The 22,780-nt window shown below is 60.8% G+C and carries 24 protein-coding genes; 16 read left to right on the top strand and 8 right to left on the bottom strand.

The window, feature by feature from the left end; genetic code table 11:
• The first annotated feature begins 203 nt into the window (after positions 1–203).
• From GSQ80_RS11645 to GSQ80_RS11655, 3 genes are all read left to right on the top strand, one after another.
• Positions 204–3,137, top strand: coding sequence for a ribonuclease R family protein (locus tag GSQ80_RS11645; RefSeq protein WP_158787796.1), 2,934 nt, complete (start codon positions 204–206; stop codon positions 3,135–3,137).
• A 61-nt stretch (positions 3,138–3,198) separates the two neighbouring features.
• Positions 3,199–3,477: a type II toxin-antitoxin system RelE/ParE family toxin gene (locus GSQ80_RS11650; RefSeq protein ID WP_158787797.1), complete on the top strand. Its 279-nt coding sequence runs from the start codon at positions 3,199–3,201 to the stop codon at positions 3,475–3,477.
• An 11-nt stretch (positions 3,478–3,488) separates the two neighbouring features.
• The gene (locus GSQ80_RS11655; protein WP_158787798.1) at positions 3,489–3,773 is read left to right on the top strand and encodes a HigA family addiction module antitoxin; all 285 of its coding nucleotides are present in this window, start codon (positions 3,489–3,491) and stop codon (positions 3,771–3,773) included.
• Between the two features lie 84 nt (positions 3,774–3,857).
• On the opposite strand, the gene GSQ80_RS11660 is transcribed toward GSQ80_RS11655, so the two are convergent.
• On the bottom strand, positions 3,858–5,579 hold the full coding sequence (locus GSQ80_RS11660; protein ID WP_158787799.1) for a M56 family metallopeptidase: 1,722 nt from the start codon (positions 5,577–5,579) through the stop codon (positions 3,858–3,860).
• A gap of 1 nt (position 5,580) precedes the next feature.
• Complete coding sequence (locus GSQ80_RS11665; protein ID WP_158787800.1) at positions 5,581–5,955, bottom strand: BlaI/MecI/CopY family transcriptional regulator; 375 nt, start codon at positions 5,953–5,955, stop codon at positions 5,581–5,583.
• Positions 5,956–6,164: 209 nt separating this feature from the next.
• Here GSQ80_RS11665 and GSQ80_RS11670 point away from each other — a divergent pair, with 209 nt between their 5' ends.
• From GSQ80_RS11670 to GSQ80_RS22900, 4 genes are all read left to right on the top strand, one after another.
• Positions 6,165–6,731: an RNA polymerase sigma factor gene (locus tag GSQ80_RS11670; RefSeq protein WP_158787801.1), complete on the top strand. Its 567-nt coding sequence runs from the start codon at positions 6,165–6,167 to the stop codon at positions 6,729–6,731.
• Positions 6,732–6,772: 41 nt separating this feature from the next.
• Positions 6,773–7,165 carry a DUF3106 domain-containing protein gene (locus GSQ80_RS11675; RefSeq protein WP_216850290.1) on the top strand — a complete coding sequence of 131 codons (393 nt, stop codon included), beginning with the start codon at positions 6,773–6,775 and terminating at the stop codon, positions 7,163–7,165.
• Positions 7,166–7,181: 16 nt separating this feature from the next.
• Positions 7,182–7,544, top strand: coding sequence for a hypothetical protein (locus GSQ80_RS11680; protein ID WP_158787802.1), 363 nt, complete (start codon positions 7,182–7,184; stop codon positions 7,542–7,544).
• Positions 7,545–7,903: 359 nt separating this feature from the next.
• Positions 7,904–9,796, top strand: a complete 1,893-nt coding sequence (locus GSQ80_RS22900) for a FecR domain-containing protein (RefSeq protein ID WP_174241335.1) — start codon at positions 7,904–7,906, stop codon at positions 9,794–9,796.
• A 180-nt stretch (positions 9,797–9,976) separates the two neighbouring features.
• Here GSQ80_RS22900 and GSQ80_RS11690 read toward each other — a convergent pair whose 3' ends face one another.
• Both GSQ80_RS11690 and GSQ80_RS11695 read right to left on the bottom strand, forming a co-directional pair.
• Entirely contained in the window at positions 9,977–11,395 is a 1,419-nt protein-coding gene (locus tag GSQ80_RS11690; protein ID WP_158787803.1) for a serine hydrolase, read from the bottom strand.
• A 151-nt stretch (positions 11,396–11,546) separates the two neighbouring features.
• Positions 11,547–13,541 (bottom strand): 30S ribosomal protein S1, encoded by a 1,995-nt coding sequence (locus GSQ80_RS11695; protein ID WP_158787804.1) that lies wholly within the window; start codon positions 13,539–13,541, stop codon positions 11,547–11,549.
• A gap of 396 nt (positions 13,542–13,937) precedes the next feature.
• Here GSQ80_RS11695 and GSQ80_RS11700 point away from each other — a divergent pair, with 396 nt between their 5' ends.
• Entirely contained in the window at positions 13,938–14,519 is a 582-nt protein-coding gene (locus GSQ80_RS11700; protein WP_158787805.1) for an HIT domain-containing protein, read from the top strand.
• 186 nt (positions 14,520–14,705) lie between these two features.
• A complete protein-coding gene (locus GSQ80_RS11705; RefSeq protein ID WP_158787806.1) occupies positions 14,706–15,056 on the top strand; it encodes a hypothetical protein in 351 nt (116 codons plus the stop codon).
• A gap of 109 nt (positions 15,057–15,165) precedes the next feature.
• On the opposite strand, the gene GSQ80_RS11710 is transcribed toward GSQ80_RS11705, so the two are convergent.
• From GSQ80_RS11710 to GSQ80_RS11725, 4 genes are all read right to left on the bottom strand, one after another.
• On the bottom strand, positions 15,166–15,636 hold the full coding sequence (locus GSQ80_RS11710; RefSeq protein ID WP_216850292.1) for a nuclear transport factor 2 family protein: 471 nt from the start codon (positions 15,634–15,636) through the stop codon (positions 15,166–15,168).
• A gap of 184 nt (positions 15,637–15,820) precedes the next feature.
• Positions 15,821–16,108 (bottom strand): putative quinol monooxygenase, encoded by a 288-nt coding sequence (locus GSQ80_RS11715; RefSeq protein ID WP_158787808.1) that lies wholly within the window; start codon positions 16,106–16,108, stop codon positions 15,821–15,823.
• A gap of 43 nt (positions 16,109–16,151) precedes the next feature.
• Positions 16,152–17,492 carry an adenylosuccinate synthase gene (locus tag GSQ80_RS11720; RefSeq protein WP_254059596.1) on the bottom strand — a complete coding sequence of 447 codons (1,341 nt, stop codon included), beginning with the start codon at positions 17,490–17,492 and terminating at the stop codon, positions 16,152–16,154.
• Positions 17,493–17,658: 166 nt separating this feature from the next.
• On the bottom strand, positions 17,659–18,168 hold the full coding sequence (locus tag GSQ80_RS11725; protein WP_158787810.1) for a DUF1572 family protein: 510 nt from the start codon (positions 18,166–18,168) through the stop codon (positions 17,659–17,661).
• A gap of 51 nt (positions 18,169–18,219) precedes the next feature.
• Between GSQ80_RS11725 and mutM the strand changes: the two genes are divergently transcribed.
• From mutM to GSQ80_RS11760, 7 genes are all read left to right on the top strand, one after another.
• A complete protein-coding gene (gene mutM, locus GSQ80_RS11730; protein WP_158787811.1) occupies positions 18,220–19,095 on the top strand; it encodes a bifunctional DNA-formamidopyrimidine glycosylase/DNA-(apurinic or apyrimidinic site) lyase in 876 nt (291 codons plus the stop codon).
• Positions 19,096–19,119: 24 nt separating this feature from the next.
• Positions 19,120–19,695, top strand: a complete 576-nt coding sequence (locus tag GSQ80_RS11735) for a thiamine phosphate synthase (protein WP_158787812.1) — start codon at positions 19,120–19,122, stop codon at positions 19,693–19,695.
• Between the two features lie 87 nt (positions 19,696–19,782).
• Positions 19,783–20,334 (top strand): DUF177 domain-containing protein, encoded by a 552-nt coding sequence (locus GSQ80_RS11740; RefSeq protein WP_158787813.1) that lies wholly within the window; start codon positions 19,783–19,785, stop codon positions 20,332–20,334.
• Between the two features lie 95 nt (positions 20,335–20,429).
• Positions 20,430–20,615 carry a 50S ribosomal protein L32 gene (gene rpmF / locus GSQ80_RS11745; protein WP_158787814.1) on the top strand — a complete coding sequence of 62 codons (186 nt, stop codon included), beginning with the start codon at positions 20,430–20,432 and terminating at the stop codon, positions 20,613–20,615.
• Positions 20,616–20,731: 116 nt separating this feature from the next.
• Entirely contained in the window at positions 20,732–21,772 is a 1,041-nt protein-coding gene (gene plsX / locus GSQ80_RS11750) for a phosphate acyltransferase PlsX (protein WP_158787815.1), read from the top strand.
• A gap of 78 nt (positions 21,773–21,850) precedes the next feature.
• Positions 21,851–22,321, top strand: a complete 471-nt coding sequence (locus GSQ80_RS11755; RefSeq protein ID WP_158787816.1) for a vitamin K epoxide reductase family protein — start codon at positions 21,851–21,853, stop codon at positions 22,319–22,321.
• Positions 22,322–22,339: 18 nt separating this feature from the next.
• Positions 22,340–22,780: a hypothetical protein gene (locus GSQ80_RS11760; RefSeq protein WP_158787817.1), complete on the top strand. Its 441-nt coding sequence runs from the start codon at positions 22,340–22,342 to the stop codon at positions 22,778–22,780.

The raw sequence follows: 22,780 nt of genomic DNA on the forward strand, positions 1-22,780 counted from the left end.
CAACAACATAACTATATACTCTTTAGTTAACGTTACTAAAGTCATTTCCAGGTGTTAATGAAGTCATCATCAAATTTCGACACTGAAATCAGTTACTTAGTCGCTTCCCATCCCCTGCAATCCAGTTACTTTCCCGTCCTTTGGTTGTAAACCTGCCCTTAAAATGCGCTTTTTTAGCTCTCCGCGTATGCTCGTCCTAGGCCATGGCCCGCATTCCTACTCCACGCGCTGACAGAAATTCGCTCGGACGAAGCGACCGCGACCTGCTCGCCAGGATTACCCGGTCCGCCGGCAGCAAGGCGGGATACAAACAACTCATTCGTGAGCTTGGATTAGGCGGTGGCCGCGAGCGGCGGCTGCTGGTGGAGCAGCTCACACGCCTCGTTGCCCGCGGAGAGTTGGCTCGCCTGGGCGACGATATGTGGTCTATCCCTAAGCGTGAACCACCTCAGAATGAGAATCTTACGACGCCTGGCAAGCCGGGTGCCGCAGGCCTTTGGGATGGCATGGAGAGTTCAGTTCGCGGTGGCCGTGAGCGGCTGGTGAGTGGGCGGCTGGATCTTCATCGGGATGGATTCGGGTTTGTGCGGCCGGAAGCGATTGCGTCGCGAAACCAGGCTAAAGATGGCGGTTTGCAGCCCCAAACAGGGCTAAGTACACACCAAAAACAGGACGACATTTTCATTCCACCGAATGAAATTCACGGCGCCATGCAAGGGGACTTAGTCCTTGTAGATGAAGCACTTCCGGGCCGCGATGGACGCCGGTCGGGGCGCATTGCGCGGGTGCTGACGCGGCGCAATCCGACCATCGTAGGGATCTTTCACTATGCGAAGCGTCACCATCGTAATGATTACGAAGCACTTAAGGGGAACTATGTGTCTCCTTGGGATGAGCGCCTGGGCGGTCCCATCCTGATTCCAGACGGCGCGGAAAGCCTGCCGGATGTGGCGAATTCGCCACATAGGATGCTTGGGGATGAAGCTAGAAATGCGCTGCAAGCTGCTGAATCGAAAGACTCTAAGCACCCTCTCGAAGGCATGGCAGTGGACGTCGAGATCATCAGTTTCCCAACGCCGGGACGGCCGGCGACCGGGCGGCTGATTGAGGTGTTGGGGCCACCCGATGCATTCGGTGTCGACGTGGAGATCCTGATCCGTAAACATCACATTCCACACACTTTTCCGGCCCCAGTGTTGGCGGAAGCGGAGGCTCGGGCGCTCGAAACGGTTGCCTCTCTTGACCCGGAAGTGATTGAAAACAGGGAGGATTTCCGGGGCCTTCCAATCGTAACCATCGACGGCGAGACGGCACGGGACTTCGATGATGCCGTGCTTGTTCGGCGTATGCCCAATGGAAACAATGAGTTGCAGGTGCATATTGCCGATGTGAGCTGGTATGTGTGGCCGGGGGCAGCGCTGGATACCGAGGCGCGGCTGCGGGGGACGAGCGTTTACTTTCCTGATCGGGCGGTGCCGATGCTGCCACATGCGCTCTCGAGCGGCATGTGCAGCCTTCTTCCAAATGAAGACAGGCTTGTACTTAGCTGCATTATGGAGATTGATCCGAGGGGCGAAATTGTGGGCTATCGCCTGGCAGAGGGGATCATCCGCAGCGTTCGGCGGATGACCTACACGAGCGTTCAGCACTGCATTAATGCCGGCATGCCCGGTGAGAATTTGCATGACTCAGCCCAGTTTCGGGACACAAACCCAACGACACAGCCTAGTTTGGAGGACATCACGGAGCGGGAGCGGGTGGATCTCGAGGCTCCTGAGCTTCCCCGGGCTTTTGATGCGATGCTCGACCTGGCGCTTCGACTGAATGCGAAGAGGGTGCGGCGGGGGTCGATTGATTTTGACCTGCCGGAACCAATTGTGGAGTTCGATCCGGATGGGAACATGAAGGCCATTGTGCGGTCGGAGCGGGGATGGTCCCACAGACTTATAGAAGAGTTCATGCTGTCGGCCAATGAATGCGTCGCGCACTGGCTGGAGGCGCAGGGGATTGCTTCGATCTATCGGATCCACGAGATGCCGGATCCGAAGCGGATTGTCGATTTTGAAGAGACCGCCGCAGGGTTTGGGCATTCGCTGGGGCTGGGGAATCTGCCGGTGAGGAAGCTGACGATGAAGTCGGACCGGCGGGATTCGCGGCAGAGGTCGGCGCGGGGGAAAGATTCGAGGGGGGCGCAACAGCACGAGGTTACAGAGAGCATTCCGGTGACGCCGCAGATGTATCAGAAGCTGGTGCGGCGGATCAGCGGGACGCCGGAGGAGCGGATTTTGGCGTACCTGATGCTGCGGTCGTTGAAGCAGGCTCGGTATGCGGAGAAGAATGAGGGGCACTTTGCGCTGGCATCGCCGTCGTATACGCACTTCACTTCGCCGATTCGGCGGTATCCGGATTTGATTGTGCATCGGCTGGTGCGCGCGATGTTGCGGAAGGGCGCGGATCCGCGGGGTGGGGCGATTCGGAGTGATGATCCGCAGCCGTGGAGTACGGAGTTGGCGCGGTCGCGGGGGAAACATGGGATTTATGCAGGGGGAAAGGAGAACCAATACAGGGGTCTCTCCACTGCGCTACGCTCCGGTCGAGATGACGGATCCTCGGGCGGGAAGCAGGAAGGGCCGATTGCTGCGGAGGAGTTGAGTGATATTGCGGTGGAGAGTTCGCAGGCGGAGCGGCGGGCGGCCGATGCGGAGCGCGAGCTGATTGAGTGGAAGAAGATGAAATTTATGGCCGATAAGATCGGCGATGACTTCCCTGCTGTGATTTTGTCGGTTACGAAGTATGGATTTTTTGTGGAGCTCGATGACATGTTCATCGAGGGGCTGGTGCCGTTGGGGTCGCTGGCAGGCGACTACTATTCGTATCGCGATACGGACCGAACGATTGTGGGATCCAGGACAGGGCATGTATTTGCGTTGGGGCAGAAGGTGCATGTGCTGCTGGACCGGATTGATCGCCAGCAGAGACGGCTGCAGTTTGCGCTGTTGCCAGGGACGGAGCCGAAGGTAGTTCCAGGTGCTGAGCGCGGCCCGGGTCGCGGTGGGAAGAGTGAGGCGAAAAAGGCTAAGGCGAAAGAGAAGAAGGTTGGTGGGAAGGCCAAGGCGCGGCAGCGGAAGAAGCGGTAATCAGGCGCACTTGACTGATGTAATGTGTGGCCTTACACTTTACATCTATGCTGGACCATGAATGATCAAGTCGTTTAAGCACGCTGGTCTGCGAAAGTTTTATGAGACGGATTCGAAGGCAGGCATCATTCCTGCCCATGCGAGGAAACTGCGCAATCAGTTATCCGTGCTGGATGTAGCGACCAAGCCGAGTGACATGGATCAGTCGGGATGGCAGTTGCATCCTTTAACAGGTAGGCTGAGCGGGTTCTGGTCGATCTCGGTGAACGGAAACTGGCGATTGACGTTTCGATTTATTGGAGTCGACGTGGAGATCGTCGATTATCAGGACTATCACTAGGGGAAAATGTTATGCCGATGTTGAATCCGTCGCATCCCGGTTCGGTTCTACGCGAGTACATGGGGGATAAGATCACGGTCAGTGCGCTGGCGAAGCACCTGGGCGTTACCCGTGAGCATCTGTCGACCATTTTGAATGAGCGTGCAGGGATTTCTCCGCTGATGTCGTTGAAGCTGGATGAGGCGTTTGGAACGAGCGAGGGGCTTTGGTACAAGCTGCAGGCGAATTATGATCTGGCGCAGGCGAGGCGGGTGAAACGGGCAAAGGTGCGGCGGCTGTTTGATAAGGCGGCGTAAAGTTCGGTCCGTAAGCAAGTCAGTGTGTTGATCCAGAACGCAGAGGATGAGGCGATGGGCGCCCGATCCTCTGCGGTGGGTTGCTTACTTGGCTAGGGCGAAGGTTACGGTGATTGTAGTTTCTACGGCGGTGGGATCTCCGTTGAGTAGATAGGGCTTGTAGGTCCATTGCTTGACGGCTTCCCAGGCGGCCTTGGTGAGTTCGGGTGGGCCCGAGACTAGCTTGAGGCTAGAGATCTGTCCGTCCTTGCCGATGACTGCGTCGAGCTTGACGGTGCCTTGAATGCCGGCAGCCTTGGCGTCTGGGGGATAGACGGGATTCACAAATTTGTCACGACTGCCGGCCATGTCGCTGGAGACGATCTGGACCTCGGTTACAGCGTTGGTCTGGGTATCTGTCTGGGTGGTCGTCTGGGTGGTTTGGACTACTGCAGGCGTGAGGACTTTGACAATGGTGTTGGGGCTGGAGGCGTCGTCGATGTCGATCTTGAAGAAAGACTTGGGTTGTCCGTTCGCCGGATGCGGAACGCCGATGACCACGGCGGACGGGCCGACGCCGGCTGGAGCGGTCGCGATGTCGACGTTGGATGGAGCGGCGCCGATTTGGTCTGGGACGATCTTGACGTTGGATGGCCCGGCGCCTATTTGGTCGGGGATAATTTTGACGTTCGATGGCCCGACGTCACTTGGGGCGGGGCCTATGTTGACGGTGGACGGAGCTGCCGTAGTCTGCGTTTGAGGCGCGGCTACTTGCTGGCGGAAGGCGAGGGCAGAGGTGCAGGCGCCGGCGATGAGCACGAGGCTGAGGGCGGTAGGGAGGATGCGGGCTGCACCTCGCAGTTCGGCGGAATGGTGGGTCAGGTTCATAACTCTCCTCTCGAAATTCTTGAAGGGGTGGGCATCGAAGATTCCGATGGCGTGCGGTGTGGGAGCGGCGTGGGGTTCGCGAGAGAACTGGGTCGCGAGACGTAGTAACGAGCGGGCGTAGCGCTGGCGACCGGCGACCGCGTTGGCGGCCATGGCGTCGCAGACGAGCTCGCGTGTTTCTGCCATGCGGCTGCGTGTGAGCCAGGCGAAGGGATGAAAGGCGATGGGGAGGGAGAGAAGTTGGTAGAGGAGGTTCTTGGCAAAGTCGCGCCGGCGCATGTGGGCGAATTCGTGGGCGAGGGCCGCGTCTAGATCTTCGCTGAGGAGGGCGGTGTCGAGGTGTGCGGGGAGAAGGAGGGTGGGGCGGCGGATGCCGAGGGTGATGGGGCTGGCGATCTCGGTTGACGTGGCGATGAGTGCGTGAGGGACGGCGAAGAGTTGAGCGTAGCGGTGGTAGCTTTGGCGGGCGTGGCCGGTGAGGTCTAAAGGCTGGGCACGGCGGCGGAGCGCGGCTGTCTGGCGGAGGCCGATGGCGAGGCGAATGGCGAAGAAGGTGATTGCGGCGAGGTAGAGGATTGCGGCGGTGGCTAGCAGCATGGGCGGGACATGGAAACTGGCGGCGGCGTGTGGCGTGCCCATCGTGATGGTGATGTGCGCGGTCTGCGGGAGGCTGCTGCGGCGGAAGGTTAGCCAGTGGAGGATCGCCTGGAGGATTTGGCTGGGGCGCGCGGAGCAGGCGGGGAGAAGGACTTCGGCGAAGAGGGCGGTGGTCCAGAGAGTGTGGTGGAAGGCGGGACCTGCAGGCCGGGAGACTCGGGCGGCCGTCCATATGGCGAGACGGGCGGCGGCGAAGACCAGGGGGACTTGCCAGAGGGCGTTCAGGGCGTAGGTGAGGAGCCACGCTTGCAAAGAGTCGAGGGAGGGTGGGAGTAGATGCATGTTAGCGCTCCTCTTCTTCGAGGCGGCGGGTTAGTTCGGCGATTTTTTTGGCGTCGATCTGGCGGCTCTTGATGAGGCTCATCACTAGCTCTTCGCTGGAGCCACCGAACATTCGGTCGACTAGATCGCGGACGGCGTGGGTGGAGGCTTTGGCCTCGGTTACGGTAGCGGTGTAGGCGAAGGCGCGGCCGTGGAGTTCGCGCTTAAGTTTGCCCTTGCGATGGAGGATGTTGAGCATGGTCTGGACGGTGGTGTAGGCGAGGTCCTGGGGGAGGGACTGCTGGACGGCGGTGACGGTGCTGGCGCCTTGTTTCCAGATGACCTGCATGATTTGGAGCTCGAGTTTGGTGAGGGTGGGCTTTTCGGATTTGGCCATGGGCGTCTCCTAGATGATTAGGACATTAGGGCAGGAGCGGCAAAGTTGTCAACTAAATTCTTAGGAGATGGGAAAGTGTGTGCTCGGGATTATGTGAGGGGAGGGTGAATTTCGAAAAAGTTTGCTGGGGAACACAATATTCATCGCGCTCGTACGTTAACGAAGGTAGAGAGTTATGAAGAGCGCAAAGGGCGATTAGAAAGAAGACGATGCCGAGCCCGGATTTGACGATCAGCGAGCAGGACAGGTTTATCGCGGAAGCGTTTGAGCGCGATGAGTCGCGGCTGCGCGGGTTCATTCGGAAGCGGGTTTTGGATACTGCGGACGCCGAGGATGTGCTGCAGGATGTGTTTTATGAGCTGATCCAGGCGTATCGGATGATGAAGCCGGCGGAGCAGACGACGGCGTGGTTGTTTCGCGTGGCGCGGAATCGGATTGTCGATTTGTTTCGGCGGAAGAAGGCGGTTTCGTTGAACGAGACTGTCGGCGTGGAGGACGACGCTCCGATGCTGGAGGATTTGCTGCCGTCGCCCGATGCGGGGCCGGAGGCGATTTATGCGCGGAATGTGCTACTGGATGCGATCGACGAAGCGCTGGAAGAGATGCCGGAGAATCAGCGCGAGGTGTTTGTGGCGCATGAGTTGATGGGGCGGAGCTTCAAGGAGCTGTCGGACGAGACGGGCGTGAGCGTGAATACGCTGTTGTCGCGGAAGAGGTATGCGGTGCTGTTTCTGAGGGAGCGGTTGCAGGAGCTGGATCGGGATTTTGCGAAGTGAACGATTTTGGGAAGTAAGGGATTTTGGGAAGCGAGGATGAAATGAGAGGTTTTCGAATGTTGAAGGTGTTGAAGATCATCGTGCTGGTGGCGGTGGCGCTGACGGTGTTCGGATTTGTGACGGAGCATCTGTGGAACTGGCTGATGCCGGCGATCTTTGGGTTGAAGACGATTTCGTTTGCGCAAGGGCTTGGGCTTGTGGTGCTGAGCAAGATACTGCTGGGCGGATTTCACAAGCACGCTGGAGGCGGGCCGCGGGGATGGAAGCGCGGAATGGAAGATCGCTGGGCGCGTATGAGTCCTGAAGAGCGCGAGCGGTTTCGGGCAGGAATGAAGGGGCGGCGCGACTGCGGTTGGGGTCCTGGCGGCGGCCCGTGGGGAGCGCGGGGAGATGTCCCGAGCGCAGAGACGGGGCGCGGAGAAGGTTCTATTTAGAGGGGGAACAGAGAGGATGATGACGATGACGATGCGAGTAAAGTTTGCCGGCACTTCTGCCGATGACGGATTCACCGATATTTTTTGGAAACCATTAAACCTGAAGGCTCAGGGCAGCGTACTAGAAGACAGGGCACAGGCACATCAAGAACCACGCGACCGGGAAGTCGGGGCGTTAGACATTTGGGCTCAAGGCTTGCGGGCGGAGGAATTGCCTGCGACGGAATTGCGGGTTGCGGCATCTGCTAATGCAGGGCGGACGTTGGAGGGTTTAGTGGAGCAGGATGCGCTTTCGGAGATGTTGGAGGAGATGTCGCTGAGTACGTTGTTGTTCTACGTGCTGGCAGGAGAAGGGACGGGCAGGGATGAATCTTCATGATCCAATTCGGATGAATCCCCAGGGCGACTGGCGGCTTTGGGTGGTGATGTCAGTGATCGGGCTGGCGTATTTGTTGACGTAGTTTGTTGGGGTGGGCGGCGGCGGGCCGAGTGGTCGGAATGAGTCGCGCTGGGGTGGCGCGAGCGTCGGGGTGGGTGGACTTGAACGGCGTGGGCCGTGTGGGACTGAAAGATTCGGACAAACGTTGAATCAAAAATGTGCGGTGGTACGTCTACCGAGTGTTGCCTGTGCTTGCCGAAGCTGCCTGTAAAGACTATTGTTGCGGCGAGGGAGGACTGGCACCGGGTTTGGTAAAGGGCCCTGTCTTCCTGACGAAACGCATGCCTGCGGAGGCTGCTATGAGCGTAAAACGCTGCTTGTCCCTGTCCTTATTGATCCTTGTGGCTTTGGGCTGCGGAGCTGTCTCCGCGCAAACAGTGGTGGCGCCGGGTGCGACCGCGGCGGCGGTACCGGCTTCGCTGCACCCGGGAGAGGTGTATCCGCAGATCGTGCGGTTCAGCCTGGTGCAGGGCGATGTGCGGGTGGCGGTGGGCAAGGTGAAGGGGCAGCCAGACTTGGCGCCGTGGGTGCAGGCGGTGGTGAATATGCCGCTGGAGTCGGGATTCAGCGTGGTGACGGGGAAGGGTCGCGCGGAGATTGAGTTTGAGGACGCGTCGACGATGTACCTGGGGGAGAACTCGGCACTCGCGTTCGACACGCTGACGACCAAGAATGGGGTTCCGAGCACAGATATGGTGCTGATGACGGGCGTGGCTTCGATGCATCTGCGGCCGACGGTGCCAGGCGAGCGCTACGACGTGAGGACGCCAACGGATGCGTTCCACGTGCCGTATGGCAGCCATTCGAACGTCCGGGTGAATAGCTACATGGACGCGATGACGGTGACGCCGCAGGCTCCGACCGAGATCCACCTGGGGGATGTAAATTCGTCGGCCGGACTGATCGGGAAGACATTCGCGTACAGCAATGGGGTATTCGTTCCTACGCCGCCGAGCCCGACGAGCGACTTCGCCGCATGGGACAAGTGGGTGGCGGCACGCATTGCGGCGCGCAACAAGGCAATGTATGCAGTGATGAAGGAGTCTGGACTGAAGGAGCCGCTGCCGGGCATGGCGGACATGAACGCGCGGGGAAGCTTCTTCGAATGCCAGCCGTATGGAACTTGCTGGGAGCCGACGAATGGCTGGGCTAAGGCGCCTGCGGTGAAGATGAGGACCGACGGACCGCCGCAGGGAGAGGGCGCTCAACCAGCGGAAGCGACTTCGCAGGCGCAGGCGACGACTCAGGATGCTGCTCAAAACGCCAGGCTGGCTCAGCAGGCACAAGGGGATGAGCAGCGGGCCGAGGCGCAGTTGGGAGGGGGCGTGGCTCCGGCGATCTGGGTGGAGGATGAGGACGCGTTTCCGTGCTCGCCGTATTCGATTGCGAACTGGATGACGCTGGATCCGATGACAGGCGCGCGCGTGGTGCTAGCGAGCGAAGTGGTGTTGGGCGGTTATGACGACGACTTTGGGTTTGACTGGGCGGTGTGCCACGCGGGGAGCTGGATCTATTGGAATCATCGGTATGCATGGGTGGCGGGGGACCATCGTCACCACCACTGCCCGGTGCATTGGGTGAAGGCGGGAGGCAAGCTGGGATATGTGCCGATTCATCCGCACGATGGCAAGGGCAAAGAGCCGGAGAATTTGAAGAATGGAATCTTTGTGCATACGGATCGGAAGGGCGGAGGGCTGCAACGTGTGGCCTATGATCCGGGTGCGCACGTGAAGGTGCTGGCAGAGACGCCTAAGGAGTTTCGCAGCCCCGCGCTGCCGACGGTACGGGCTGCAACGGCACCGTCGCTGGAGGCACGAAGCCTACGGGAAGGGCCGTCGGGGAGCAAGGCGATCGCGGCGACGAGCTTGATTGCGTTCGACAGCCGGGCGAAGGGATTTACGGTGACTTCGCAGGTGAATGAAGGCGGCCGGAGCCATACGGAAGTGAGTCACTTCGGCGGAGGGACGAGCGGAGGCGGTGGCCATGGGTTTAGTGGCGGCGGAGGCGGCGGGGGCGGCCGCGGATTCGGCGGTGGTGGCGGCGGATCATCGCATGGGTCCGGCGGTGGCGGATCGTCAGGCGGAGGAGGATCGCATAGCGGTGGAGGATCGTCGGGCGGAGGATCGTCGGGCGGTGGTGGATCGTCGGCTGGCGGGTCTGCGGGCGGCGGTGGTGGTTCACACGGACACTAAGGCGGTGTGGGCTCATCGGGTGGACGAGACGCGGTGCCTGGAGCACATCAAGAGCGTCGATCGACGAGGGCATACCCTCGGGGCTAAAGCCCGTGTCGTTCCAATGGGTAAGAAACCCAAGGCTGAAGCCTTGGGGTACCTGGCTTAGGGTTTGCCCTCGGGTTAGGCTTTGCCCTCGGGTTAGGCTTTGCCCTCGACGAGGAGTTGCTCGATCTTGCCGTCGGGTTCGAGGTAGACGGTGAAGATGAGCGTGGTGCCGCCCGAGAAGGCTACGCGGTAGGAGCTGAAGGTCATGCCGCCGCGGAGGCGGGCGTGGCCGACGGTGACCGAGGTGACGGTGCCGAGGGGGGCGAGGCTGGACTGATAGTCGGCTAGCGCGGTGGCGTCGAAGTAGTCGTTGCAATTGCCGGTGAAGAGGGAGCGGTCGATGCTGCCCTTCTGTAGGCCGGCGACGATGGTCGGAAGGTGGGGCGCGAAGGCCTCGGCGGTAGTGGTGGCGGGGTCGACGGCAGTGGTGGCCGCGGGCGCGGTGGCGGGGAGCAATAGCGGCGCAATCTGCTTGGTGATGTCGGCGGCGGCGGCTGAGGCTTCCTGGTTGGTGAGGACAGCGATGACGATGTGGTCGTCTGGGAAGAGGATGTTTTCGGCGACGAAGCCACCGACTTCGCCGGAGTGCTCGATGGCTTTGTGGCCTTTGTAATCGAAGATCTGCACGCCGAGGCCGTACCCGGAGTCCTTGCCGTTGGTGAGGATGTAGGGGGTCTCCATCTGCTTGTAACTGGCCGGGGTGAGGAGGGTCTGGTTGATGATGGTGAGGTCCCACTTAAGGAGCTGACCGACGGGCATGGCGAGGTCGCCGTCGCCGAAGTACCAGCCGGGAGCTTCGAGGGCGGCGGGGCGGATGGGCGCGAGGGCGTTGCGCATGTAGCCCGTGACCTGGAGTTTTGATTGGTCAACGTTGAGGTTTAAAACATCTTCAAGATGCGCGGGTTTGAGGACGTTGTCGCGTAGGAATTTTGCGAATGGCTCGCCGGAGACTTTCTCGACGATGAGGGCGGCGAGGACGAAGTTGGTGTTGGAGTACTGCCATTGGGTGCCGGGGTCGAAGTCGAGGGGCTTGCCGGCGAACTCATGCACGACGGCCAGGGGATCACCGGCGACTTTCCAGGCAGGGATGGTGTAATCCTGCGGCGCGTAGTCCTGATAGCCGGAGGTGTGGGTGAGGAGATTGATGATTTTTACATCCTTCGCGCGGGTGAGCTCGGGGAAGAATTTGCTGACGGGGTCTTGCAAGGAGAGCTTGCCCTGCTGCTGCAGGATTAGGATGGCGGTGGCCGTGAATTGCTTGGAGATGGAGCCGATGGGATAGGCCATGGCGGCGTCGGCGGGGAGGGGCGGGGTGACGCGGGCGAGGCCGAAGGCGTGGGTGTAGACGATGTGGTTGTCTTGAACGATGCCGATGGAGGCCGAGGGAACACCGCTGTCGGCGAGGATTTTTTGCGCGAGGGTGGCGACCTTGGCGGCGGTGTCGGGCGGTAACTGCTGGGCGGATGCGACGGTGGTGGCGGCGAGGAGTGTGGTGGCAAAGAACAGGCGCATGATTGGGGAAGGATAGCATCTGCGCTGACGAACGGGCGCTCGCTGCGCGAGCGAGAAGCAGGTTCCTCGCGGCGCTCGGAATGTCAGCCAGAAAAGACAAACACAAAGGCCGCCCGGGTGGGCGGCCTTTGTGTTTGAGGCGGGACGGCGATTACTCGGCGTCGTCGGTCTCGTTTTCGGATTGCTTCCACTTGAGGAGGTCGCCCAGGGTGGTGCTGCCGGCGTTGGCGCTGGAGGAGGAACCGCTATTGCTTCCCTGCCCCTTGTTGCCGCCCTTGCCCTTGTTGTTGGACTCCTTGTAGTTCTCGACCTCGGCGCGTGTGGCTTCCTCGCCGATGGCCTTGATGGAGAGGCCGACCTTCTTCTCTTCCTGGTTCATCTTGACGATCTTGAACTCGTGCTCGTCGCCAACTTCCAGGGTGATCTGCTTGCCGGTATCGTCGACTGCTTCGGAGACGTGGCAGAGGCCCTCGACTCCTTCGGCGATCTCGACGAAGGCGCCGAACTGCGCAGTGCGTAGCACCTTGCCCTTGATGACGTCCCCGACGCGGTGCTGGGCGAAGAACGTCTCCCAGACATCGGGCTGGAGCTGCTTGACGCCAAGCGAGAGGCGGCGGTTCTCGGGTTCGACGCCGAGGACGATTGCCTTGACCTTTTCACCCTTCTTGAGAACTTCCGACGGGTGCTTGATGCGCTTGGTCCAGCTGAGGTTCGAGACGTGAACCAAGCCGTCGATGCCGTCTTCGATTTCGATGAAGGCACCAAAGTCGGTGAGGTTGCGAACGCGGCCTTCGATGACAGCGCCGATCGGATACTTCTCCTCGAGCTGCTCCCAGGGGTTGTCCTGGAGCTGCTTCATGCCGAGGGAGATGCGGCGGTCGGTGGGGTTGACCGAGAGGATGATGGTCTCCACTTCGTCGCCGGGCTTGACCAGCTTCGACGGGTGCTTCATCCGCTTGGACCAGGTCATCTCGGAGACATGGACGAGGCCTTCGATGCCCTGCTCGAGCTCAACGAACGAGCCGTAGTCGGTGACCGAAAGGACGCGACCCTTGACGTGGGCGCCGACGGGGTAACGCTCGGTGGCGTCGAGCCATGGATCAGGCGAAAGCTGCTTGAAGCCGAGCGAGACGCGCTGCTTTTCCTTGTCGAACTTGAGAACCTTGACCTGGATCTCGTCGCCTACATTGACGAGGTCGCGGGGGTGGGTGAGACGACCCCAGCTCATGTCGGTGATGTGGAGCAGGCCATCGAGGCCGCCCATGTCGACGAACGCGCCGTAGTCGGTGAGGTTCTTGACGACGCCGGTGAAGACGGAGCCCTCTTCGAGGGTCGAGAGGGTGATGGTCTTCTTCTCGTTCTGCTCTTCTTCGAGAATCTCCTTGCGAGAGATGACGACGTTGCCGCGCTTCTTATTGAGCTTGATGACGCGGACTTCGATCTCGGTGCCGATGTAGCCGTCGAGGTTACGGACGGGGCGAACTTCGACCTGCGAGCCCGGCAGGAACGCCTTGATGCCGATGTCGACAGTCAGGCCACCCTTGACGCGCGAGACGACCATACCCTTGACGGGGGTCTTGGTGTTGGCAGCCTCTTCGAGCTTGTCCCAAACCTTGTGACGCAGGGCCTTCTCGTAGCTGACGAGATAGCCGCCTTCCTTCTCCTCACGCTCCACGACCACTTCGATGACGTCGCCAACGTTGAACTTGGGCGCGCCGGTGTGATCGAGAACCTGATCCAGCGGAATGAGACCTTCGGACTTGAGGCCGATGTCGACCACCGCGTGCTTGTCGGTGATCTTGACGACGGTGCCGGTGATGACAGCCTCTTCGGCAGTCAGCGCCTGGGCAGCATCTTTTTCGGCGGCCTGTTCGCGATCGAAACTTTCGAGCGCCTTGGCAAAGTCTTCGGCATCATACTCGGGCTCGGGAGTGGCGACGTCGACAGCGACGTGGCTCTTCTCGACTGCAGGCTGAACGGTGTTTTGTTCAGAGGCAGTGGCATTCTCGGCCGCGGGAGTGCTGGGGTTGAGGGAAAGGTCATGTGACGCCGAGGTCTCGGGCGTCGCGTCGTTTGCGGTTGATTCCAATGTGGTGTTCAGGGCTATGCTCTCGGGATGGAAAGAATTGTGGTCGATGTCGGCCATGGATAAAACTGCTCCGGGGTCCAGTGCTCAATCGCTTGCGTCAGTCGGTGGACAGCCCTATTCGAGTGGCAGAAGACTGCCTCCCAAAGAGAGTGTGTTCTATACGATGATGTCAGCGGGAATGAGTGATGCAAATAAATGAGAGCCTGCGACTGGGTCCCGCGCGCATGTCCTCAATCCAAAGTGTAGCAGCGTGGTTGGCGAGGGTCAATGCGCAGGAACGGAACTCGGGAACACTCTGGCCGAACATCGCTCATTTTGGGCGGCCTGTGACCGTGGCCCTTGCTGCGCCGATTGAGGTGTGCGTGGCTCGGCGGTTGGGAAGACAAATTTGCTGCGGCATCCACATCTCTGGTCGGGTTCCCTGGCGAGGGTGCGGCCTGTAATACTGCTGTAATGGATCATCTTTGGACACCGTGGCGCTATGCCTATGTGACGGGCGCGGACAATTCCAGGCGGAAGCTCGGAGTTCCCGAGGCGCTGGCGGGCTGGCCTGGAGACAAGCATTGCGTTTTCTGCAACATGATCGCGGCGGTGGATTATGCGATCGAGCACGGCATGCCGCGGGAACAGGCGGAGGAGGCGGTTTACATTCTGGAGCGGGGGAAGAGCTGCTTCATGGTGCTCAACGCCTTTCCTTACAACAGCGGACACTTGATGGTGGTGCCGTACCGGCATGAGCAGAGCCTGGCGGGGCTGACGCTGGAAGAGGCGGACGAGCTGCTCCGGATGACACGGCAGGCGGAGCGAGTTCTGCAGGCGGTGTACCAGCCGCATGGGCAGAACCTGGGGTTGAATCTGGGCAAGGCCGCGGGCGCAGGGGTTGCGGAACACCTGCATTTGCATGCGGTTCCGCGCTGGATCGCGGACAACAACTACATGAGCGTACTGGCGGAGACGCGCGTTCTTCCCGAGATGCTGGACGAGAGCTGGCGGAGATTACGGGCGGCGCTGGCGCTGGATACGCTCGAACAGTAAGCAGCGAAACGCCCTGTATTGGTGCGGTCGGGATGCGCAATGGATTGCGCTGCAGGCGACCGTGCGAATTCGCGATTATTTGTTCTGTTAGCAATTTTTTCCGCCGCATTGCATGCAACTCTTGAGTTGAGGAACGCCGTCTGACATAGAGAACGAATTGCGACCAAAATCCAAGGAGGATTCCCCATGTCACAGCCACCAGCACGGATGAGCTCCTGGATTAGCAAGCTTGGCGATGTGGTTCGGATGCCGAAGCTGGCATCGCGGCACGGGGTACACGGTGGAACGGCGTGGTCGCTTCCGTTTGAAGAGGCGGGGATGATGCAGCCGCAGGATGGCGCCGTGGACACACGGACGCGGATGGCCAACATTCGCTCGCACCAGCACAGCGATGGGTTGCATGAGCCGGAAGATGCCCGGCTGACCGGCGGAACCCGGTCTCTGGATCGGCGGCTGCTAGGTTTGAATGTGCTGGATATGTATGTCAAACGTTCCGCGGTGGCGGTCAAGCCGATTACGCGCGTCGAAGTCGCATAAGTTTCAAGGAGCCTTGCTCACGCAGGCATAAACTTTTCACTTGCAGCCGGGCCAATTGGCCCGGTCTTTTTTTGTCCAAAGGTTCGGGTGGGGGAATTGCGGCTGGCGGCTAGCTCTGATTGGCGGGGGCGTGGTGCGACCGGTTTGCGGGAGTGACCTCGAAGTTGGTGACCTTCCAGACATTGCCGCTGAGGCGTTGATAGACGCGGGTATAGCGATAGGCCCCGTGGAGGATCTCGTCCGCGGAGGTGCCCTCGACCTGGGCGAGGCAGGTGACGATGGCGATGTTGCCGACGAGCTTGATCCTGGTATCGGAGATATCGAGCTTGGTGATGGTGAACTTACCATCGCGCATGCGAGCGAGTTGCTGGGTTTTGGTTAGGACCTCGCCAGTGTCGGTTATACCGAGGTAGTCGTCGGAGAGGAGCTTATCCATGGCAGGAATGTCATCGGCGAGAGCGGCCTTTTTCCATTGGTGCTCGAGCTCGACGATCTGGGCGCGTTCAGCGCGCTTGTGCTCACGGTGGGCGCGGTCCTGGGCGGAGGCGTGCGGAAGAGCTGCCAGAAGGGAGACAGCCATCACAGCAACGAGCACACGCATTGGCAGCCGGCGCAACATGGGCGTACCGGATGTTAGACCGGAAATCGAGGCCACGTCAAAGTTCTTTGTAACGGCTGCGTGAATAGACATCGTTGCACCTAACCCTTAGACGTTCGGATGCGGGCAGGAGCAGGCGCGGGCGTTTATTGACCGGAGGGGAGGCTCAGGCGATGGCGGTAAGGTTCTCGACATTGCGCTCGAGCATGTGCTGATACAAGCCGCCGACGGCGTATTTGGCGAAGTGCGGCGTGGCGCGGTGGGCCTCGGCTGCGGCTTCGTCGCGGTACTGCTCGTAGATGACGATGGTGTCAGGATCGCTCTCGACGATGTGCGGAATGTACACGACGCAGCCAGCCTCCTGGCGGGAGAGGCGGGTGAGCTCGCGAAGGATCTGGTGGATCTCATCGCGATCGTCGGAACGGAAGGTCATGCGTACGGTGAAGCTGATCATTAAAGCTCTCAGTTCTCAGTTATTCGTTCTCAGTTGCTCAATGCTAGGCGAAGAGTTCTTCGAAGCCGGGACGGGTCATGGTCTGGACGCGGTCGGGGCCGGTGGAGATCATACCGATTTTAGCGCCGCTCTCGCGCTGGATGAACTCAAGGTACTCCTGTGCGAGCTTGGGGAGTTTGTCGTACTCGGTAATTCCTTCAGTGGAACACTTCCAGCCCTTGAGGGTTGTGTAGATGGGGTGAATTGATTTGAAGCCGCGAACGTCGGCGGGGATTATGTCGGTAACGTGGCCGTCGATCTCGTAGGCGGTGCAGATGGGAATCTCGTCGCACTCGTCGAGGACGTCCATCTTGGTCACCACCAACCATTCCGTCGAGTTGATCATGTTCGAGTAGCGGAGCAGGGGGATGTCGAGCCAGCCGCAGCGGCGGGGGCGGCCGGTGACGGCTCCATACTCCTGGCCACGCGCACGGAGCAGCTCGGCGGAGTAGCCATCGATCTGGGTGGGGAACGGACCTTCGCCGACGCGGGTGACGTAGGCCTTGGTGACTCCGATGACGGTGCCGATGCGCGTGGGGCCGACGCCTGTACCGGTGACCGCGCCGCCTGCTGTGGAGGAAGAACTGGTGACGAAGGGATAGGTTCCGTGGTCGATGTCGAGGAGAGCACCCTGGGCACCTTCGAACATGACGTTCTGGCCGGCGTTGAGGGCGTCGTTGAGCATGTAGGCGGTGTCGGTGACGAACGGGGCGATCTGCTCGGCGGCGCGGACGTAGTCTTCGTACATCTGCTTGGGGTCGAGCGGCTCGGTGCCGAAGAGGGCGTGGGCGATGGTGTTCTTCTCGTGGCAGGCGTTGTTGATGTGGGTGCGCAGCAGCGAGGTATTGAGGAGGTCGACGACGCGGAGGCCGTTGCGGTGGATCTTGTCTTCGTAGGCGGGGCCGATGCCGCGGCGGGTGGTGCCGATGGTCTGGCGGCCGGGAGCGGTTTCGGCGGCCAGCTCGATCATGCGGTGGGAGGGCAGGATCACCTGGGCGCGATTAGAGATGAAGAGGTTGCCGTCGACTTCGACGCCCGCGTCGCGGAGCTTCTGGACTTCGCCGAGGAAGGCCATGGGGTCGAGGACTACGCCGTTGCCGATGACGCCTTTGCAGCCGGGGCGGAGGACGCCGCACGGGATGAGCTGCAGAACAAACTTTTTGCCGTGAATGATGACGGTGTGGCCGGCGTTGTGGCCGCCGGCGTAGCGGGCGACGATGTCGAACTTTTCGCTGAGGACGTCGACAATCTTGCCCTTGCCTTCATCGCCCCACTGGGCTCCAAGGATGACGGCGGATGGACGGCGGTTCGCGCGCGGCGAGACGGACTTTTCGGATTGGCTCACGAGGAAGATGGCTCCGGAGATGATGCTCGGGGGGAAGTGCGCGCAGCGTGATTCCCGAAGGAACCGCTCGCGCCCATGATTCATTTTATACCGACTGGCTGTGAAGCCTATCCGGCTAGCTTTGCGGGCTTATCCCGGGCAGGTTAGCAATCGATCCTCAGCAGGTTTATCGCTTGCGCGGCATGCTCAGGTCTAGGTCGGTGGCGGTTAGCTGCTTGGTTAGCAGGATGATCTGGCCGGTGTGCATTTCTACGTGGCCGACGACTCTAAAGATGGCTTCGAGGGTGGTGGTGTGACGCCAGGTGCCGGTGGGTTGCGGGTCGATGACCGTGAGGAGGCGCTCGGGCGAGAGGGCGGCGATGACGCGGGCGGACTCGTCGAGTGTGGCGTTGAAGCGGGCGCGGGCTTCGGCGGAGTTGGTGGAGGGGATGAGGGTGAACTCTTCGTCACGCTGGCGGACGTCGGGCTGGTCGGCGATGCCGTGTAGGATCCACTGGCGCATGTTGCCTTCGAGATGCAGGAGGAGGTTGGCGATGGAGTTCTCGTGATCGCCGTTGCGATGCCAGATCTGGTTGTCGGTTAGCTTGTCGAGGCAGGCGGCGATGGATTTCTGGGATTGGTGCAAGCGCTTGGCGGCGTAGTCGAGGAAGTTGTCGGCAACAGGGTTGGAGGACATGCGGCCATTTTACGGCGCGTCGATTCGCGGGCGTGAGTAATCTAAGGGACTATGCCGGAGTTGCCTGAGGTCGAGACGGTTGCGAATGGGGTGGATGCGCGGGTGCGCGGACAGCGGATTGAGCGCGTGTGGACCAGTGGCAAGCCGCAGACGTTTAAGTCCAGTGAGGCGGAGATTGTGGAGACGCTGACGGGGGCGCGGATTGAGCGAGTGCGGCGCGTGGGTAAGACGATTGTGATGGATTTGGCGAGGAAGGGTGGCGGCTCGAAGGAGAAGCAGATTCCCAAAGGGAATGACAGCAAGAAAGGCAAAGGCACACTGATTTCCGCGCAATTCCTGGTGCATTTGGGGATGACGGGGAGGCTGCTGGTATCGCAGGCGGAGGTGCCGCTGCCGCTGCATACGCATGCGGTGCTGTCGCTGGGGGACGGGCGCGAGGTGCGGTTTGTCGATCCGCGGCGATTTGGGCGGCTGTCGGTGGTGACCGAGGTAGGCGGGTATGCGGGGCCCGGGGCGGAGCCTACTACGATTTCGGTCGAGGATTTTTCGAAACTGTTCAAGGGGCGCAAGCTGGCGATTAAGGCCGCGCTGCTCAACCAATCGATCCTGCATGGGGTGGGGAATATCTATGCGGATGAGAGCTTGTTTCGCGCGGGGATTCGGCCGCGAAAACAGGCGGGGCGGCTGACGAAGGCGGAGCTGGCGCGGCTGCATGCGGCGCTGCAGCAGGTGCTGAAACATGCGATTGAGTTGGGCGGGTCGTCGGTGTCGGATTACGTGGATGCGGATGGGGTGCGGGGGTTCTTTCAGCTGGAGCATAAGGTGTATGGGCGGGCTGGGGAAGATTGCCGAGACTGTGGGACGGCGCTGAAGAAGCTCGTCGTGGGTGGGCGCACGACGGTGTATTGCCCTACGTGCCAGCATTAGCGACTGCGGGTCTACACTTTCTGGATGTTGAAGTGCGCGATCACGAGCGGGGAAGGCTGGGCGGCCCTGGAGCATGTGCGGCGGTGGTCGCATGAGGGCGTGCAGTATGTGCAGCTGCGCGAGAAGCAGTTGGCGGCGGGCGAGTTGGTGAAGCTGGCGGCGGCGATGCGGGCGGGCCTGAGGGGGTCGGGCGAGACGAAGTTGTTGGTGAATGGGCGGCCGGATGTGGCGGTGGCAGCGGGGGCGGACGGGGTTCATCTTACGGCACAGGAGGGCGAACTGACGGTGGACCAGGTGCGGGCGGTGTTTGGGGCGGCGGGTGCGGGAACGCCGATGATTAGCGTGTCTTGCCATACGCTCGAGGAGGTCTGGCGGGCGGTGGGCGAGGGGGTGGATTTCATACTATTTGGCCCGGTGTTTGAGAAGCGGGTGGATGGAGAGATGATAGGCGAAGGCGTGGGGCTGGGTAGGCTGCAGGAGGCCTGCGAGGTGGCTGACAGAACGCCGGTTCTGGCGTTGGGTGGGGTGACGTGGCCGCGGGCTGAGCTTTGCATCGAGGCAGGAGCGTCAGGCGTGGCGGGGATACGGCTGTTCGGGTAGGGCAGGACTGGGCTTGGGAATAGCGGCTGATTCCCTGCTGTTCGTTCGTTGATTGACGTGGGGGCGGAGGCGTCCTACCGTTAAGACATGGTTATTTCCCCTGCACAACTTGTTGATGAGCCGCTAAAGCTGGATGAAACGATTGCGCCGGGCGCGATCGAGTATGCGCCGGATATCCGGCAGGTGGGGCCGCTGACTGTTAATGGCCAGGCCGAGCTGATCGTGGAGCATCGGGGGCCGAAGGAGTTTGTAGAGGACATTCGGCTGCGGGCGAGCTTCAAGGGGCGATTTGAGCAGTTGTGCGCGCGCTGCCTGGAGCCGGTGGAGCAGGACCTGGAGGGGACGTTTGACCTGATCTTCCGGCCTGGGGGTGTCGATAATGTGGCGGGGGAGCACGCAATTACGGAAGATGAGACGGAAATCGGGTATTATGAAGAGAGCGGCCTGCTGCTGGAGGACGCCGTGCGCGAGCAGGTGCTTTTGACCCTGCCCGGACGGACGCTCTGCCAGGAGGACTGCAAGGGTCTTTGCCCGCATTGCGGCATCAATCGCAACCTCGCAAACTGTGAGTGTGTTGAGAAGCCGGTGGATCCACGGTTAGCAGCGTTAGCCGGGATTGCTGTTGCGCACAAAGGCTAGGGCTGTTCGAGGTTGAACACCCGCAAGTTTCTGATTACCAAAGATTTCGGCCGCACAGCCTTGAGCTGACTGGCCAATGAAGAAGAGGGTTTACCATGCCTAATCCAAAGCGCCGGCACTCTAAGCAGCGCACCGCAAAACGTCGTAGCCATGACTTCCTGACACCCGTGGGTGTCTCCAACTGCCCGAACTGCGGCGAGAAGAAGCTTCCTCACCGCGCCTGCAAGAAGTGCGGCGAGTACAAGGGTCGCGCCGTGGTTGCGGTCAAGGACGCTGCGTAGCTGGGATTCCCAGTGCGGGATTCGCAGTTCTAAGGGATTCGAGCGAAGTTTTGCCGGATCCTGCAGTGCGGATGAAGTTCCAACCAAAGTAAGAGAGTTTCGAGCCTACGCGCGTTATGCCGATCGACATCGTTCTCGATGCCATGGGGTCTGATAAAGCCCCCGACCCGGAGATTCGCGGAGCTATTCTGGCCTGTCGCCAACTGGACGTACGTGTCCACCTGGTCGGGCCGGAGGATGTTCTGCGTCCGAAATTAAGGGAGGCGCTGAAGGCGACCGAGCGGCCGGCCTTCCCGGGAACGCCAGGAAAGAAGCCACGGCTGCCGATCTTCATGGTGCAGGCCAGCGAGTGGATCAGCATGGAGGATAAGGCGGCTCAGGCGGTGCGGTCGAAGCGCGACTCGTCCATGCGTGTGGGGTTGAAGATGGTGCGCGAGGGGCGCGCGGCGGGGTTTATTACAGCTGGCAATACGGGCGCGGCGATGGCTACTGCCAAGATGGTGTTGGGATCGCTCGCAGGGGTGGACCGGCCGGCGCTGACCGCGATGTTGCCGACGAGTACGGGGCAGCCGTGCGTGATTCTGGATGTGGGCGCGAACGTGGATTGCGATCCGGAAAACCTGGTGCAGTTTGCGGTGATGGGACACATGTACGCGAAGAATGTGCTGCATGTGGCAAGTCCGCGGGTGGGGCTGCTATCGATTGGCGAGGAAGATTCGAAGGGCAACTCGTTGACCCGGGATACGCTGCCGCTGCTGCGCGCTCTGGGGCTGAACTTCATTGGGAATGTTGAAGGACGCGATCTGTTCAACGGCCACGCGGACGTAGTGGTGTGCGATGGGTTTGTGGGCAACGTGGCGCTGAAGACGAGCGAGGGGTTGGCGAAGCTGGTGAGCTCGTCGCTGCGCGAGAGTTTGAAGATGACAGTGACGTCGCAGGTGGGGGCGATGCTGTCGCAGAAGGCGTTCAAGGCGTTCAAGAGCCGGCTGGACTACTCGGAATATGGCGGGGCACCGCTGCTGGGAGTGCGCGGGGTTTGCGTGGTGGGACATGGCTCGTCGAATGAGCGGGCGGTGATGAACGGGATACGGGTGGCGGCGGAGTTTGCGTCGGCGTCGGTGAACTCGGGCATTGAGGCAAAGCTGGCGGCGCGTTAGGCGGCTGATACTCGTCAGACGCTGCGGACACGACGTTTTGGCGCGCGGGGGAACAGAGTCTCTTACAATGAAGGTGCTATGCGCTATCTGATCGCGATCCTCGCACTCGCCGGCATCTTCGATTCCGTGCTCGCCTTAAGAATCCACAACCAGAACCCGGCGGACGCGCCACCGTGCGCGGTGTCCGAGAAGTTCGATTGTGGCGCAGTGAATCATGGACGCTATGCGGTATTTCCGCCGATCGGGTTTGATGAGCCGGAGCACTCGGGCAAGATTCATATTCCGGTGGCGATGATTGGCATTCTTGGCTACGCGCTAATCGCCGGGCTGGCATTGAGCAAGCAGTACTGGCTGACGCTGCAGGCCGCGGAGATTGGATTTGCGTGCGCAGCGTTTCTGTCGTTTCTCGAGGCGTACGTGATCGAGAAGTGGTGCATTTACTGCCTGTACTCGATGTGCATTATTTCGGCGATCCTGGTGTTGACGATTGCGAAGCTGTTAACCGATTACTTGCGTGAGCGAAGATCGGGTGCGGCGGTGGCTCCGTAATACCGCTACAATCTCCGCATGTGGCCAGTCTTGGTGCAACTGCTGAAACTCGCTCCGCATATGACGCGGCTGGCGCCGGTGGCGGACCGGTATCTGCAAACGAGGGCGGAGGGCCGCGACTCCGAACGACGCGCGGTTGAGCATACGGTGGATGGGCTGCGTGGGGACCTTGCACAGACGGCCGAGCGGATGCAGGGAGATTTGACGCAGGTGAATGCGGCCCAGGCTGCGATGGTTCAACAGCTGAATCAGCAGAGCGAGATGTTGGCGAGCCTTGGATCGGATATGCGGGCAACGCGGCTGAGGAGCGACGAGATTGAGGTGGGCATCAAGGCGATGGAGGCGCGGATGGCGCGGCTCTGGATGATCTTGATTGCGGGGATCGTTGTGCTCGCGATACTGGCTGCTGTAATGATTGCGATGCTGCTGCATATGCGGCAGTCTCTTCACGGTTCCTAG

It is taken from the genome of Granulicella sp. L46, from assembly GCF_009765785.1.
In the GTDB taxonomy this organism is placed as follows: domain Bacteria; phylum Acidobacteriota; class Terriglobia; order Terriglobales; family Acidobacteriaceae; genus Granulicella.

What these genes read in the sequence shown, in the direction of transcription:
- GSQ80_RS11675 (WP_216850290.1), top strand. Translation starts at nt 6,773, where the DNA reads ATGAGAGGTTTTCGAATGTTGAAGGTGTTGAAGATCATCGTGCTGGTG.
- GSQ80_RS11715 (WP_158787808.1), bottom strand. Translation starts at nt 16,108, where the DNA reads ATGATCAGCTTCACCGTACGCATGACCTTCCGTTCCGACGATCGCGAT.
- GSQ80_RS11710 (WP_216850292.1), bottom strand. Translation starts at nt 15,636, where the DNA reads ATGGCTGTCTCCCTTCTGGCAGCTCTTCCGCACGCCTCCGCCCAGGAC.
- GSQ80_RS11690 (WP_158787803.1), bottom strand. Translation starts at nt 11,395, where the DNA reads ATGCGCCTGTTCTTTGCCACCACACTCCTCGCCGCCACCACCGTCGCA.
- GSQ80_RS11655 (WP_158787798.1), top strand. Translation starts at nt 3,489, where the DNA reads ATGCCGATGTTGAATCCGTCGCATCCCGGTTCGGTTCTACGCGAGTAC.
- GSQ80_RS11705 (WP_158787806.1), top strand. Translation starts at nt 14,706, where the DNA reads ATGTCACAGCCACCAGCACGGATGAGCTCCTGGATTAGCAAGCTTGGC.
- GSQ80_RS11735 (WP_158787812.1), top strand. Translation starts at nt 19,120, where the DNA reads ATGTTGAAGTGCGCGATCACGAGCGGGGAAGGCTGGGCGGCCCTGGAG.
- GSQ80_RS11650 (WP_158787797.1), top strand. Translation starts at nt 3,199, where the DNA reads ATGATCAAGTCGTTTAAGCACGCTGGTCTGCGAAAGTTTTATGAGACG.
- GSQ80_RS11665 (WP_158787800.1), bottom strand. Translation starts at nt 5,955, where the DNA reads ATGGCCAAATCCGAAAAGCCCACCCTCACCAAACTCGAGCTCCAAATC.
- plsX (WP_158787815.1), top strand. Translation starts at nt 20,732, where the DNA reads ATGCCGATCGACATCGTTCTCGATGCCATGGGGTCTGATAAAGCCCCC.
- GSQ80_RS11645 (WP_158787796.1), top strand. Translation starts at nt 204, where the DNA reads ATGGCCCGCATTCCTACTCCACGCGCTGACAGAAATTCGCTCGGACGA.
- GSQ80_RS11680 (WP_158787802.1), top strand. Translation starts at nt 7,182, where the DNA reads ATGATGACGATGACGATGCGAGTAAAGTTTGCCGGCACTTCTGCCGAT.
- GSQ80_RS11760 (WP_158787817.1), top strand. Translation starts at nt 22,340, where the DNA reads ATGTGGCCAGTCTTGGTGCAACTGCTGAAACTCGCTCCGCATATGACG.
- GSQ80_RS11700 (WP_158787805.1), top strand. Translation starts at nt 13,938, where the DNA reads ATGGATCATCTTTGGACACCGTGGCGCTATGCCTATGTGACGGGCGCG.
- GSQ80_RS11755 (WP_158787816.1), top strand. Translation starts at nt 21,851, where the DNA reads ATGCGCTATCTGATCGCGATCCTCGCACTCGCCGGCATCTTCGATTCC.
- GSQ80_RS11670 (WP_158787801.1), top strand. Translation starts at nt 6,165, where the DNA reads ATGCCGAGCCCGGATTTGACGATCAGCGAGCAGGACAGGTTTATCGCG.
- GSQ80_RS11695 (WP_158787804.1), bottom strand. Translation starts at nt 13,541, where the DNA reads ATGGCCGACATCGACCACAATTCTTTCCATCCCGAGAGCATAGCCCTG.
- rpmF (WP_158787814.1), top strand. Translation starts at nt 20,430, where the DNA reads ATGCCTAATCCAAAGCGCCGGCACTCTAAGCAGCGCACCGCAAAACGT.
- GSQ80_RS11660 (WP_158787799.1), bottom strand. Translation starts at nt 5,579, where the DNA reads ATGCATCTACTCCCACCCTCCCTCGACTCTTTGCAAGCGTGGCTCCTC.
- mutM (WP_158787811.1), top strand. Translation starts at nt 18,220, where the DNA reads ATGCCGGAGTTGCCTGAGGTCGAGACGGTTGCGAATGGGGTGGATGCG.
- GSQ80_RS11740 (WP_158787813.1), top strand. Translation starts at nt 19,783, where the DNA reads ATGGTTATTTCCCCTGCACAACTTGTTGATGAGCCGCTAAAGCTGGAT.
- GSQ80_RS11725 (WP_158787810.1), bottom strand. Translation starts at nt 18,168, where the DNA reads ATGTCCTCCAACCCTGTTGCCGACAACTTCCTCGACTACGCCGCCAAG.
- GSQ80_RS22900 (WP_174241335.1), top strand. Translation starts at nt 7,904, where the DNA reads ATGAGCGTAAAACGCTGCTTGTCCCTGTCCTTATTGATCCTTGTGGCT.